This window comes from Paraliobacillus sediminis (genome assembly GCF_003426055.1).
On record NZ_QJSI01000001.1, the window covers coordinates 591,006 to 605,033 of the forward strand.

The 14,028-nt window shown below is 36.8% G+C and carries 13 protein-coding genes; 9 read left to right on the forward strand and 4 right to left on the reverse strand.

Features of this window, described 5'->3' with window-relative positions:
• Positions 1–76: 76 nt before the first annotated feature.
• The 8 genes from D2K60_RS02625 to D2K60_RS02660 all read left to right on the forward strand — a co-directional run bounded on the left by D2K60_RS02625 (position 77) and on the right by D2K60_RS02660 (position 8,583).
• Positions 77–904: a flagellar hook-basal body protein gene (locus D2K60_RS02625; RefSeq protein ID WP_117168432.1), complete on the forward strand. Its 828-nt coding sequence runs from the start codon at positions 77–79 to the stop codon at positions 902–904.
• A gap of 45 nt (positions 905–949) precedes the next feature.
• Complete coding sequence (locus D2K60_RS02630) at positions 950–1,780, forward strand: flagellar hook-basal body protein (protein ID WP_117168433.1); 831 nt, start codon at positions 950–952, stop codon at positions 1,778–1,780.
• Positions 1,781–1,811: 31 nt separating this feature from the next.
• Positions 1,812–2,093, forward strand: a complete 282-nt coding sequence (locus D2K60_RS02635; protein WP_117168434.1) for a DNA-directed RNA polymerase subunit beta — start codon at positions 1,812–1,814, stop codon at positions 2,091–2,093.
• 578 nt (positions 2,094–2,671) lie between these two features.
• Complete coding sequence (gene fabZ / locus D2K60_RS02640; RefSeq protein ID WP_117168435.1) at positions 2,672–3,094, forward strand: 3-hydroxyacyl-ACP dehydratase FabZ; 423 nt, start codon at positions 2,672–2,674, stop codon at positions 3,092–3,094.
• A gap of 101 nt (positions 3,095–3,195) precedes the next feature.
• Positions 3,196–3,525: a hypothetical protein gene (locus D2K60_RS02645; RefSeq protein WP_117168436.1), complete on the forward strand. Its 330-nt coding sequence runs from the start codon at positions 3,196–3,198 to the stop codon at positions 3,523–3,525.
• A gap of 205 nt (positions 3,526–3,730) precedes the next feature.
• Positions 3,731–4,639 carry a TetR/AcrR family transcriptional regulator gene (locus D2K60_RS02650; RefSeq protein ID WP_117168437.1) on the forward strand — a complete coding sequence of 303 codons (909 nt, stop codon included), beginning with the start codon at positions 3,731–3,733 and terminating at the stop codon, positions 4,637–4,639.
• The gene (locus D2K60_RS02655; RefSeq protein ID WP_117168438.1) at positions 4,640–5,512 is read left to right on the forward strand and encodes an efflux RND transporter periplasmic adaptor subunit; all 873 of its coding nucleotides are present in this window, start codon (positions 4,640–4,642) and stop codon (positions 5,510–5,512) included.
• The gene (locus tag D2K60_RS02660) at positions 5,509–8,583 is read left to right on the forward strand and encodes an efflux RND transporter permease subunit (RefSeq protein WP_117168439.1); all 3,075 of its coding nucleotides are present in this window, start codon (positions 5,509–5,511) and stop codon (positions 8,581–8,583) included. The genes D2K60_RS02655 and D2K60_RS02660 overlap by 4 nt, the downstream gene beginning before the upstream one ends.
• Before the next feature lie 209 nt (positions 8,584–8,792).
• Here the strand turns inward: D2K60_RS02660 and D2K60_RS02665 are convergent, their stop codons facing one another.
• The 4 genes from D2K60_RS02665 to D2K60_RS02680 are packed head-to-tail and all read right to left on the reverse strand — an operon-like array spanning position 8,793 to position 12,119.
• Positions 8,793–9,128, reverse strand: coding sequence for an EamA family transporter (locus tag D2K60_RS02665; protein ID WP_240335220.1), 336 nt, complete (start codon positions 9,126–9,128; stop codon positions 8,793–8,795).
• Positions 9,112–9,459: an EamA family transporter gene (locus D2K60_RS02670; protein ID WP_117168441.1), complete on the reverse strand. Its 348-nt coding sequence runs from the start codon at positions 9,457–9,459 to the stop codon at positions 9,112–9,114. The genes D2K60_RS02665 and D2K60_RS02670 overlap by 17 nt, the downstream gene beginning before the upstream one ends.
• Positions 9,452–11,185 (reverse strand): DUF6020 family protein, encoded by a 1,734-nt coding sequence (locus tag D2K60_RS02675; RefSeq protein WP_117168442.1) that lies wholly within the window; start codon positions 11,183–11,185, stop codon positions 9,452–9,454. Before D2K60_RS02675 ends, D2K60_RS02670 begins: the two co-directional genes overlap by 8 nt.
• Complete coding sequence (locus tag D2K60_RS02680; RefSeq protein WP_117168443.1) at positions 11,178–12,119, reverse strand: glycosyltransferase family 2 protein; 942 nt, start codon at positions 12,117–12,119, stop codon at positions 11,178–11,180. Before D2K60_RS02680 ends, D2K60_RS02675 begins: the two co-directional genes overlap by 8 nt.
• 360 nt (positions 12,120–12,479) lie before the next feature.
• On the opposite strand from D2K60_RS02680, the gene murJ reads away from it, so the two are divergent.
• Complete coding sequence (gene murJ, locus D2K60_RS02685) at positions 12,480–13,991, forward strand: murein biosynthesis integral membrane protein MurJ (protein WP_117168444.1); 1,512 nt, start codon at positions 12,480–12,482, stop codon at positions 13,989–13,991.
• Positions 13,992–14,028: the final 37 nt, after the last annotated feature.

Consider the following 14,028-nt stretch of genomic DNA (forward strand, 5'->3'; position numbering starts at 1 on the left):
ATAAGTTTAACTAAATGAATCGCTCATTCTGTAATGAATAGAAAATGGTTCAAGCTAAGAGAGGGGGAATCGTACTTTGTTAAGAGGTTATTATACTGCGGCAAGTGGCATGATGGCACAGCAACGCAGACAAGATACATTAGCTAACAACATCGCAAATGCACAAACACCAGGTTACAAACAGGATCAAGCAACGATTCGGTCTTTTCCTGAATTATTAATTCAACGCATGGAGTCAGGTTCTACTAAAACGTCCAGTGGTCAATTGGGGTTTCCAATAAAAAATACAATTGGATCAATTAACACGGGTGCCTATGTACAGGAAGTAATTCCTGATTACACAGAAGGTAGTTTAAAGGAAACCGGCACTGCAACAGATATGGCATTGATTAATGGTGCTTTACCAGACGAAGATGGAGGTCTCTTCTTTACTGTGCAAAATGCGGATGGTGAAGAACGCTATACTCGAAATGGTAATTTTACTGTCGATGGTGAAGGGTTTTTAACAACGAATCAAGGATATTACGTTTTAGATAACGCTGGAAATCCAATTGAGACGGATGGTCAGACATTTACTGTATCAGCGGATGGCATCATACAAGTTGGTGAGCAGGCGATTCCCTTAGCAATTGGTTATACTCCGAATGTAAATGGCATGGTAAAAGATGATGAAGATCTTTTTGCAGTAGGAGAAGATGGTGTTGCAATCGAGAATGCTCGAGGTAATGCTAATACAACATTTTCTATTCAACAGGAATACCTAGAAAACTCAAACGTTGATGCTGTTCAATCGATGACTGATATGATGCAAGCTTATCGTTCGTTTGAAACGAATCAAAAAGTATTACAAGCATATGATCAAAGTATGGATAAAGCAGTAAATCAAATCGCTCGATTAACATAAAACGAAGTTAGTAGTATCATGTTCGTCGTGAAGGGGGAACCAAGTGTGAATCGTATGTCTGTGCAAGCTGCTGTAACAATGGGACAGCTTCAAAGTAAGTTAGATCTTGTTGGTCATAATCTTGCAAATGTCGATACAACTGGATACAAAAATCGTTCAGCTGAATTCTCTTCTTTATTATTTCAGCAAATTGATAACTTAAGTGATGAAGAAGCGAATGCAGTAGGACGTGTAACTCCTGATGGCATTCGCTTAGGTTCAGGTGCAAAACTCGGATCTACCAATGTGAATTTAGCATTAGGTTCGATAAAACAAACAGATCGTGGCCTTGATATTGCGTTGTTACAAGATAATCAACTACTACAGGTTGATGTAACCGAAAATGGTACAACGGAAACGCGTTATACACGAGATGGAACGTTATATCTTAATCCAATGGAAGATGGTCAATTAATGCTAACAACAGCTGATGGTCATCCTGTTATTGGTGAGAATGGTCCGATACAAATAGCTGATGGAGCAGAAAATGTTTCTATTACTGAAAATGGAGCGATTCAAGTCACTCGAAATGGTATCGCACAAAATGAAGGCCAGCTGGCGATTGTGGAAGCAATTAGACCACAATTTTTAGAATCAGCAGGTAATAATCTTTTTCGCTTACCAGATATCACTGATGAAGCATATGTTGCAGGTGACATCATTCAGGGTGTAGCGTTTAATGAGATAGAAGTTCAGAGTGGTGCGTTAGAAAGTTCAAATGTTGATTTAGCAACACAGATGACTGAAATGATGCAAACACAACGTGCCTATCAATTTAACTCTAGAACAATCTCGATGAGTGATCAAATGAGTGGATTAATTAATCAGATACGTTAAAACAGACTAAAGATTGAAGGAGTCACCAAGTATGCAGCCTGAATCAAAGGAAATAACACAAGAAGAAAAAAAGAATAACAGTAGAAAAGAAAAACGAAAGCAACGACGAACTGAGAAAAAGCTAAATAAAAAACCAATTCGTCGTATCTTTCCTATTTGGCTCCGTATTATCGTTGTCTTTCTGCTCTCTTTTTTGGCGCTTATTATTGGCTTAATTGTTGGGTTTAGTGTACTTGGAGACGGTAATGCACTAGATGTCTTAGAATTTGAAACATGGCAACATATTTTAGATATTGTTACAGGTGAAAGTTGATCGCGTCTCATAAGACCGATTAGCTTTTTATTTGTATAGAATAATTCAAAAACAACAGTTTTCTGGGGATTTATTAACACTGACATAACAAACTTTCCTGCCCCGCTTCTCAAGTGAAATCGGCTCCCTTTCCGCAGGCACGTCTTCAGCTAAATTCTTAAAGCAGAGAGCGCTTTAAGAATTGGATCTTCAGACCGTGCTGTTCCTGCAGGAGTCTCGCCAATTTCACTTGATACGCTAATTTAGTATACCTTAATAATAAGTAAGGGTTAAATTGCTTTATTAAATGTAGTTACACTCGAGTTAGACAAAAATGAAATCTGTATGCAGCAAAGATACGCTATCAAGCGAAGGAAGCAATTGGATGACACTCCAGTGGGAACAGCACAAGCCGAAGATCCACTTGGTAAAGGTTTTTTCTTTACCAAGTTAGCTGAGGCTGTGCCCACGGAAAGGGAATCCATTTGCTGACGTAGCGGGTAAGAAGCTTCCCGTACATCGCATTTTCCAGCTAATACGTTTATAATTAACAAAGTTTTTGAAGATAACTTAAAGAGAATCAAGGAGATGAAGATATTATGTTAGATATCCAACAAATAAAAGAAACGATTCCGCACCGCTATCCATTTTTACTAATAGACGAAGTAATCGAATTGGAAGAAGGAAAGCGCGTCGTTGCAAAAAAAAATGTCACAATCAACGAACCATTTTTCCAAGGACACTTTCCAGAATACCCAGTAATGCCAGGTGTTTTGATTGTTGAAGCATTAGCACAAGCAGGTGCAGTTGCAATGCTTAAAAAAGAAGGAAACGAAGGTAAAATTGGCTTTCTTGCAGGAATTGATAAATGTCGCTTTAAACGTCAAGTGAAACCAGGCGATCAATTACGACTTGAAGTGGAAATTACACGCTTAAAAGGACCAATTGGAAAAGGCAAAGCAATCGCAACAGTTGACGGTGAACTTGCTTGTGAAGCTGAAATCATGTTTGCCATTCAGTAATTTTACACCACTTCTTTAAATTATTTTAAAATAGTAGGAATTTTTCTGTGAATATGGGAAAACTACACGTGAAAATAATTTTTCTAAGGAGGGAATAATAGATGATGAAAAAACATGCAATGAAATTTTTAATCCCAATGTTTGCATTCACAATGCTGGTAGGTTGTGCGCAAGATGAAGAGGATGACGTGGAAGCACCAGTTGATGAAATGGAAGAAGAGATGGATGACACAGGTGAAGAAATGGAAGAAGATATGACCGAAGATCCAGCCACGGAAGAAAATCAAGATCAAACAGAAACTGAAACCGACACAGGAACGGGAACAGAAGAAGGCGATGCTGAAATCGATCAAGATACAGATGACGCAGACGATGCTGGTAATGAAGATACAATGGAAAATGGAGAAGAAGAGCAAAAAGAACAAGAATAATAACAACAGCAAAAGAGGGACTTGGGATTACAGCCAAGTTCCTTTTTTGCAATCATAGATATAAAAAGTATAGTGCAAGAAGCGAAATAATTGCATCGTGTTTCATTTTTATGCTATAGTGTAAATCTGAATGACTGACTGGTCATTCAGAAATGAAACCTTTTGAAACCTTATTCGTAAATAAAAATAGAACCAGGTGAGAATAGTGAATGAAAAGAAAAAACGAATTATTGAAGAAAGTATGAAGTTATTTGCAGAAAAGGGTTTTCATGCAACTTCAATTCAAGAAATAGCAAAGAAAAGTGAGGTGTCAAAAGGAGCTTTTTATTTATACTTTCATTCAAAAGAAGAACTGACCATTGCAATATTTGACTACTACACTTCCATGGTAATGGAAAAGGTAGAAAAAATTCACCAGCAAGACAAGGATGGGAAAACAAAACTTGTCGAGCAGTTGAAAATGTTTTTTGACTTAATAACAAATCATAAAGAGTATGTGATTATGCAATTCCGGGATAACCTACAAGTTGGTAATAAAATTGACGAAATGGTCATTAAACTAAATAAGCAAGGTTTTGAGTGGATTCAGAAAAGTGTTAAGGAGATTTACGGTGACAAAGCAGATGTGTATATTGTCGATATATCAATTCAATTAGACGGTATTATACAAGGATACTTTAAATCAATCGTCTTACATAATTTACATCTTGATACGAGTAACCTTGCGCAATTCGTTGTTGATCGCTTAGATGATATGATTATTGGAATGGTAAGTTCGAATGCCAAACCACAAATTACTCTTGAGCAGCTTTCCTATGATTTTATAAAAGAAAATAAAGTAAATAATGAAAGTGTCCAATTACTTATCGATCAATTAAGTAGTCGAATTAATGATTCAAGTCTAGAAAGTGATAAAAAAACACAGTTACGTGAAGCGGTTAGTGTGATACATGATGAATTACAAAAAGAGAATAAGAATGAACTAATCGTACAAGGTATGTTGACACAATTTTACGCCATACCATCTTTGCAACAAATAAGTAAAGAAATAGCTGATGCATTACATGTATCGGTAACCACAATAGATATAAAAAAGAATGAGGGGGACCAGTAAATGAAGAAGATTTGGATACCATTACTTGCATTGCTATTCATATTAGCAGCTTGTTCAGAAAATGATGCAGAGTCAGAAGAAACAGAAGAAAGTGTAACAACAGTAGAGGTTGGTGAAATCACGAGTGGGGATTTAACAATTGATAAGAATTTTTACGGACGTTCAACACCTACACAAACAACGCCAGTAATGGCACCAATGGCTGGTGAAGTAGACAGTCTTGATGTTTCAAATGGTGATCAAGTAGAAGAAGACGATGTAATTATGACCATCATTGGTGCTGAAACGGGACAATCATTTGAAATTGTCGCACAAAGTGATGGAGAGGTAACAAGTCTTACAGCTACAGAAGGCGCAATGGTTTCAAATACAGATCCAGTCGCAGTGATTGCTGATCTAGAACAACTTAAAATTCAAGTTGATGTTACAGCGGCGAATCTAGAACTTTTCAAAAAGGATGAAGAAGTTGCAATACAATTTACTGGTGATGAAGAATCATCTGTCGCAACTGTTGACTACATCCCGTCATTACCGAATGAATCAGGTTTATTCCCTGTTGAATTAATGCTTGAAAATGAGGATAACCAATGGATAGCAGGTATGGTAGCAGTTCTTACATTAACCGAAGAACGAATGGAAGATACGCTTTTAATTCCTACTGCTTCATTAATCGAAGAGGGAGATGAATCATTTGTCTTTCTTGTAGAGGATGATACAGTAAGAAAAGTATTAGTTACAGTTACTAAAACAGAAACAGATGTGACTGCAATTGAAGCAGAACTGGAAGAAGGAAATGAAATCGTAACTAGCGGTCAGTTAACCCTTTCAGATGGTAGTAAAATAAAAGTAGCAAACGGGGGAAGTGAATCGTGAAGTTAGTAGATCAATCCGTCAAAAGACCAGTCGGTGTAGTGATGATTGTTCTTGCGATTATCGCACTAGGGATTATTTCGGTACGTAATCTAGCAATCGATTTGCTTCCGGAAATTGACTTACCTATAGCGGTAGTAGCAGTGAACTATCCAGATGCTGCACCAGAAGAAGTTGAAAAACAAGTTAGTCAGCCGATAGAATCTGCCTTAGGTTCCATTCAGGGGATTCAATCGATTCAAACACAATCGCAAACAGGGTCAGCACTTGTGGTTATGATGTTTGATACAGGGACAGATTTAGATAATGCACTCCTGGAGGTAAGAGAAAGTGTTGACCAAGTAAAAGGTTTCCTTCCAGAAAGTGCAGGGGAGCCAAGTGTATTACGCTTTAATCCAAACCAATTACCAATCATCCAAGTTGGTATATCTGGCGATAGTCTTGCGCAACTACAAAGTATTGCAGAAGATCAAGTAGTACCACAGTTTGAACGTCAAGCTGGTGTGGCTTCTGTATCAGTTGAAGGTGGTCAAGAACGTGAGATAAGACTTGAACTGGATCAAGCTAAATTAACAGAGTACGGCCTGTCACCACAACAGATTATGCAAACACTGAGTCAAGTGAATCAATCAGGTTCTGCAGGTACTGTAGCAAAAGGTGATAAGGATTTACAAATTCGAATTGATGCGGAGTACACGTCAATCGATGATATAAGCGAAACAATATTACAAACGGCACAAGGTGCAACGATACACGTAGAAGATGTTGCAACGGTTATCGATACATTTGCTGATTCAGGTACAACGTTAGTAAATGGAGAAGAATCTGTTGTCTTATCCGTTATGAAACAATCAGACGGTAATACAGTCGACGTGTCCAATAACATTTTGTCTAGTATAGATGAATTAAATGAAACACTTACAGGTGATGTAGAATTAGATGTTGTTTTAGATACATCAACATTTATTAAACAATCTATTTCGTCCGTTATTCAAAATATGGTAATAGGTGGAATATTCGCCTTGCTTATCTTATTACTTTTCTTGAAAAGTTTTCGGGCAACGCTTGTTGTTGGTGTTTCGATCCCAATCGCAATTGTCGCAACATTTACCTTATTATATTTTACAGGTGGAACGTTAAATGTTCTAACAATGGGTGGTTTAGCACTCGGACTCGGGATGATGGTCGATAGTTCAATTGTTATATTGGAGAATATTATTTCCTATCGGCAAAAAGGATATAGTATGGTGGATGCAGCGAAAAAAGGTGCCTCAGAACTTGCACCAGCTGTTATTGCCTCTACGACAACAACATTAGTCGTATTCTTACCAATTGTATTCGTTGAAGGAATAGCTTCAGAATTATTTGCACCACTCGCAATGACGGTTGCATTCTCTTTAATCGCATCGTTAGTTGTTTCGATTACTTTAATTCCGATGCTTTCATCTAAATTATTAACGAAGGCAATGGAAGATAATGGTCGACGTTATTGGTTTGATCAATTACTAAATCGATTTAATAAAGGATATGAACGTGCACTACGGAAAGTAATGAAATTCAGAAAAACGACAATCTTTACGAGTTTGTTCTTAATTATCGCAAGTTTAGCTTTAACACCTTTTATTGGAACGGAGTTTATTCCAGAAGGTGATCAAGGACAATTAACTGTTAATGTTGAAACGCCAGTAGGAACAACAGAAGAAAAAACAAAAGAAGTTACGGACCAAGTCAATGAAAGGTTAGCAGAATTTCAAAATGTAATTGATGTTAGTTATGTATCGATTGGTGGATCTGGTAATGGATTGATGGGCGGAAGTGCGAATCAAGCATCATACACGATCCAATTAGTAGGTGTAGATGATCGTGATCAATCAACAGAAGAAGTCTCACAGGCCATTAGCAATAATCTAGAAGGTATTGTTGGTGCCGATATTACAGTAAGTGAAGTGGGCGCAGCAATTAGTGCTGGTGATCCGATCCAGGTCCAATTGAATGGTCCAGAGCATGAGGTCTTACAAGAATTGGCTGACCAAGTGTTAACAGAGATCGCTACGATTGATGGCGTGCATAATCCAACTACTTCTGTATCTGAAACACAGTCACAGTTGAATATCACTGTAGATAATGAAGTAGCAGCGCAATATGGACTGACCGAACAAGAAGTGATGACGCAAGTGCAGTTAAGCTTCACTGGTCAAACGGTTATGCAATATCGAGAAGATGGCGATGAAATGGATGTACGAATTACGTATCCAGAAGAATCGCAGGACACGATTAGTGATCTTGAAACATTGTTAATTTTAAATCAACAGGGATCACAAATTCCGTTAGAAACAATTGCAACATTTGAACAAACACAAGCAGCGGCATCACTAACAAGAGAAAACCAACAGGCCCAAGTTAACATAACGACCGGCGTGTCAGGTAGCGACTTAGGTACCGTATCTGCAGCAATTGAAACAAAACTAAGTAACATGAATTTACCGGAAGATTATACGTATACGATTGGTGGGCAAGCAGAGGATATGTTAGAAGCATTCTCTGATCTAGCTTTAGCACTTGTATTATCGATTTTCTTAGTCTATGCAGTAATGGCAATTCAATTTGAGAACTTCTTATTCCCATTTGTCATTATGTTCTCCATGCCAGCAACTGTAGTAGGCGTAATAGGTGGATTGTTTATTACCAATACACCACTAAGTATTACAGCCTTTATCGGGGTGATCATGCTCGCCGGTATTGTCGTTAACAACGCGATTGTGCTTGTCGATTATATCAACATACTGCGAGGGCGTGGTATGGGAAGATATGAAGCGATTATAGAAGCGGGTGTCAGCAGGATGCGACCAATCCTTATGACTACCTTAACAACAATCTTAGCGATGGTTCCATTAGCAATGGGGCTAGGTGAAGGTGCAGAAATGCAAGCACCAATGGCAATTGTCGTTATCTTTGGACTAACAGTATCAAGTATCTTTACCTTATTGTTAATTCCGGTTATTTACACATTATTTGATGATTTAACGAAAAAAATGCAAGGTAAGTCTAAAAAGAAGAAAGTAAAGACTAGTTAAATAATATATGATAAAAAAGGTAGCTCCCAAACTAGTAGGAGCTACCTTTTTTTGTGTGATGTGGAGGAGTGGAAAGCTGATCGCCCGATCCGACCAGATATCGCCAGAATAACCAGATTAACACCCGATTCAATTAGAGATAGATCACAAAATAACTTTACTTACAATCACTCCAACACAATTATTAACTAAGTTCCTCTATAAATACATTAGATAAGCAACAGCGATCCGATAATAATCAGGCTAATACCGCCAACTTTTTGCAGAGTTATTTTCTCTTTAAGAAAGATGGCAGCAAGTAAGAATGTCCACACATAGGTGATGGATGTTAATGGGAAGAGGATCGTATAGGCAACGTGTTGTAAGACATATATGTTCAGAAGTGCACCGATTCCATAAAAGCATCCACCTAAACAAAGATAAATAAATAAGCCCTTATTCCAATTCAATCCATTTTGGCCGGCCTTTTTAAAAAATAATCCGCCAACTGCACCGAACAAAGTAAACAACAATATAAGTGGTAACCAGTTAATGATCTCCACCACCAATCAAAATTGCGCCAACTATAATACATAACGTTCCAAGAAGATGGGTAGGAGTAAGCATTTCATTTAAGAAAAACCAACCAAAGAATAAAGCGACAACATATCCAAGACTTAATAAAGGATGAATGACAGACAAGCTTCCATAACGAAAGGCGACAATCATACAAACGGCACCAATGAAATATAAAAGAAAACCAGCGAATAGAGCGCTATTAATAGCGCCGTCCGCTAGCTTCCAAAATAATTGTCCAGTAGCAGTAAATAGGGAAGCTAGCGTCATAATCATGATACCAATTTTATTGTCTTGAAGTGATTGGCTCATTTTATTCATCTACAACACTCCGATCATCCACCAAAAAAGCTAACATTAATAACATATAAACAACTAGTGTATTCGAATATAGATAGCGAAAGTCTTGGGCAGGAAGGCCTGCATATATCGTAGCCGTATTCAATAATACAGGCAGGGCGATGAGCCATACCCGCCATCCTAGTTTAATAGAACTGACAAAACTTAATAAGATAATAGCGAACGTATAAACAGCAGGCCGCCAGATTATTTCTTTCATATGCGCTTGTGAAAAACTATACCATCTTGAAATATTTGTTTGTAACCATGGGCTAATCGATTGCGTTTCTAATCCATACTCATTTGGTTGATAAATCGTTGTAGTAAAGATATCTGTATACCCATTATCTGGTTGATTGATTTGCCAAACAAGAGATGTTTGTTTAGCAAATGCCTCAATTGCTAGAATAGGATTCTGATAGACGACAGCTACCCAGTTCTTTAAGAATGTACCGTTATCCGACGTGATTACCTCCGAATTAAAATCAGCAGCAAATTTAAGTGGATCAGTTCTATAAGGGTTATAAAGTGATTTCCACTGTTCAATTGGTAAGATTCGATTAAAATAGGCTTCTTGTTCTTGGCTCAATTCTCCATCAGATGTGATCACATGTGCAATCTGTTGTGTTGGAATCCCCATCGCTTCATTTGCATTTGCGGGTATCACCTCTAAATAATCATATAAAGGACCAGTTACAAGATAAAAGAAAGCAAATACGCTAGCAAGTAAAAATAGCACACGCTTAAAATAAAAGCGGTAACTACTTAATAGACAAACTCCCAACAAGATAATGATCGGAAATCCGTTATTACGAATAAACAACACACCTAGCATGGCACTGGCTAAAAGTAATAGATTTGGCCACCTTTTTAGCCACGCGCCCTCAGATAATACAATCCGAAATAATACAATGGTTAGTAAAAATAAACAAGCGCTATAGAGTACGTCTTTCCAAAGCATTAACACAAAACCACTATTAACCGGTGATAATGCGAAAATAATTGTTATCGTCCATGTGATACGCTTATGTAATCCATAGCGATTAAGGCTATACATGCCATATCCAAATATGAGCGCTAGAATAATACTTTGCCCAATTACCACAATGGCAGGAGAATGCCAAATTGACGTTAGTACTAACATAAACCAAGTATATAAAACCGGATGCCAATTACTAAACTCCAGCGTATGGATTTGACGCCAATGCGATAAGGAGTCAGGTGTCATTGCGCCTGGAAAGAAAGCCAGTAAGCATAGTATCCATACGATCGTACAGGGTATTGCATAGTAAAAAAGTTGTCTTTTTGAAATAGAAGTTGGTTTCATGGTGATAGTTGCGTTTAAGATTAAATAAGTCACTGTGTAAATGATCACTACTATCGTGAAGAAACCGCCAAGATAGACGAAAAGCTGCGTAAACCAGCTGTTGTCTGTTAAGTGTTCGAGCGATCCTTTAAAACTAAACGTCACTGCAAGAGAAAAGAGTACGATTATCAAAAAAATAACTGGTTGAGAAACCAGGTTAAAAAACATGTGTCGCTTCTTATGAATCAGCCGTGCTAAATAGTAATAAAAAGCAACAAATAGTAAACCGATGAATAAAGAAATGTACCAATTCGTATGTGTGAAAGATTGTTTGAGTGAAACAATAGATACCGTGCTACAAATACTTATAAAAAGAAGCAGAAAGGCTGTTTTACTACTCATTTTGATACCCCTCACAACTTTCTATGATTCGATTTAACTCCAATTCATAATTTTTCTTATTGGATGAAATGACTGTATCTAATATTAAGCCGCAAGAAAAGGTCAGCATCGCTATTGTAATTAATCCAGTCGCTAGAATAGCAGAAGGTACTTTCGTAATATAGCTTGTCTGGATGAACTCTAGGATAACAGGTAGGCCAACTAGTAAACCTAATACTAAAAACAGAAAGGAAAATAGCCCAAAGAATAGAAATGGCCGATACTCCTTAAATAATGAAAAAATCTTGATGAGGACTTTGAATCCATCACCAAGTGTATTCAATTTCGACTCACTTCCATCTGGACGGTCTCGATAATCAATAGGAATTTCCTTGATTGGAAAACGTTTATCTAACGCATGTAATGACATTTCCGTCTCGATTTCAAAGCCAGGACTCATAACGGGCATTGATTTAACAAACAATCGGTTAAATGCACGATAACCAGTCATAATGTCATGTACATCACTTTTATATAGAAGGTTAATACATCTTCGAACTAATGAATTACCAAAGTTATGAAATTTACGTTTATTTTCCTTCGTATAAGATCCATTAGAGAGCCGATCACCAATTACCATACTCGCTTCATTACTTTCAATCGGTTTGATCAATTGATGTACAAAAGGAGCAGGATAGGTATGATCCCCATCAACCATTACATAACAATCAGCATCTATATCGCGAAACATACTCCTGACAACGAATCCTTTACCTTGACGATTTTCTCTGCGAACAATTGCACCATGTGCTTTTGCAATTATTGCTGTATCATCTCTAGAATTATTGTCGTAAATATAAATCTTAGCTTTAGGAAGCTCATGCTTGAAGTCATCAATCACATTTCCAATTGTCAACGCTTCATTATAACAAGGGATTAAAATAGCGATTTCCAAGTTTTCACCTCATTCAAAATAGTAGTCTATGATTAAGTGCATTATAGTAAAAAGTTCCTTAAAAGAATTGAAATTTACATAAACAACAGCATTATTTTACAATTTTGTAAACACGTAACTCACTTTTTTCTTTTAGTATGAACCATTCACACACTTTTAAATCACATGTATGTAAATCCGTTACTAGGAAAAGCACAATTCGTATAGTAAGGCCTATTTTAGGCAATGATAGATTTGGTGTTTTCATTTTGTGGTAAAGTGTTAAGCTAACATGAAGAATATGTAAAATAATAGATATTCCCGTAAATAGTTGTTTCAATTCTGCTATATTTAACATATAAAGATTGGAGTGTTGTTAATGTGAAGGGGAAGATAGCGATCACGAGCATTATCTTTATTTTAGCAACATTAGTATTAAAAATAACAGGCTTACTTCGTGATATTGTCGTAGCTTACTATTTTGGTGATAGCTATCAAGCGGATGCTTATCTAGCCGCTTTTATTATTCCAAACATGTTGTTTCTATTTTTAACAACTGGAATGAAGAATGCTTTTGTACCACAATATATAGAAAGTCTGGAGCAGAATCGCTCCCGAAAGCTTTTTAATCAGATATGGAAAGCGACAGGAATAACAAGTCTCTTGTTTGCTATTTTAGGTATTTGTTTATCGCCAATCATTTTGCCTTTGGTTTATGCCAATTTTGAAGAAGTGGCACTAGAAATAACCATTCATGTCACGATGATATTTATGAGTGCATTGGTGTTTGTCGGAATAAATGCTGTTTTAGAAGCGTATTTAGATGCAGAAAACAGGTATACACTATCTATTATTTCGCAAAATATCGTACTCATCACGATGATTACCAGCGCCATTTTATTTGTCCCTGAAATAGGAACTTATGCATTAGCAATTGGCTATTTAGCTGGAACAATTATTTCATTACTATTTAAACTGTTTTTCATTATCCCAAAGAAAATTATAAAGATAACTGATAAAATCGATTTTCCTGAAGTAAAATCATTTTTCATCATTCTATTCCCTGTAGCAATCACGGTGATGGTTGGTCAAGTTAACTTAGCCGTAGATAATATCTTTGCTAGTTATTTTGAAGAAGGTGTTGTAACCTATATCAATTATGCGAAAAATCTCGTCCATTTTCCGCAATCCATATTCGGTGTGACAATAGGTACAATTGTTTTTCCACTGATTGCTAAAGCATATGCCAAGCAAGATATAGAAGGTTTTAAAGCTGGTACTGAAAGAGGATTAACTGTCATGTTTTATGTACTGCTACCAGCAATAGTAGGAATGCTTCTGTTAATGCCGACGATCATCCAATTATTATTTGAACGAGGTGCTTTTGATCAAGCAGCGACAATAGCTACAAGTAAAGTTGCCTATTATTATGCAGGCTCTGTCTTGTTTTTTAGCTTAAATATTATGATCAATAACGGATTGTATACGATTAAAAAAGGGCATTTAATTATGATGATTGGTCTCTTTTCTATCGTACTTAATGCCATTTGCAATCTGATTTTAACCAATTGGATGGGGTATGTGGGGATTCCGTTAGCTTCATCTATTGTAGGACTCAGTTATGCAGGAACGTGTTATCTCGTATTTAGAAAACATGTTGGTCCATTAGTAAGCAAAGTATTTGTCAAAGAAAGTCTGAAAGTAATGCTGGCAGTTGGTGTAATGGCAGGAGGTATTATTTTATTAAGATCTAGTCTACCACCAATCTCGGCAATTATTGATCTTATCCTATCTGTCTCTACTGGTGTAGTGGTTTATCTTGTATGTTCTTACGTGTTGAAAATCAAATCTTTTCAATTTTTATTGAAGCATGTAAAAAGGACAGAAGGTTAATAATATAAAAAAGCAGCTCATATTCGGAGGTATAGAA

Excerpts from the sequence above, each read along its gene's own strand:
- D2K60_RS02635 (WP_117168434.1), top strand. The coding sequence starts at position 1,812 with ATGCAGCCTGAATCAAAGGAAATAACACAAGAAGAAAAAAAGAATAAC.
- fabZ (WP_117168435.1), top strand. The coding sequence starts at position 2,672 with ATGTTAGATATCCAACAAATAAAAGAAACGATTCCGCACCGCTATCCA.
- D2K60_RS02645 (WP_117168436.1), top strand. The coding sequence starts at position 3,196 with ATGATGAAAAAACATGCAATGAAATTTTTAATCCCAATGTTTGCATTC.
- D2K60_RS02655 (WP_117168438.1), top strand. The coding sequence starts at position 4,640 with ATGAAGAAGATTTGGATACCATTACTTGCATTGCTATTCATATTAGCA.
- D2K60_RS02670 (WP_117168441.1), bottom strand. The coding sequence starts at position 9,459 with ATGAATAAAATGAGCCAATCACTTCAAGACAATAAAATTGGTATCATG.
- D2K60_RS02675 (WP_117168442.1), bottom strand. The coding sequence starts at position 11,185 with ATGAGTAGTAAAACAGCCTTTCTGCTTCTTTTTATAAGTATTTGTAGC.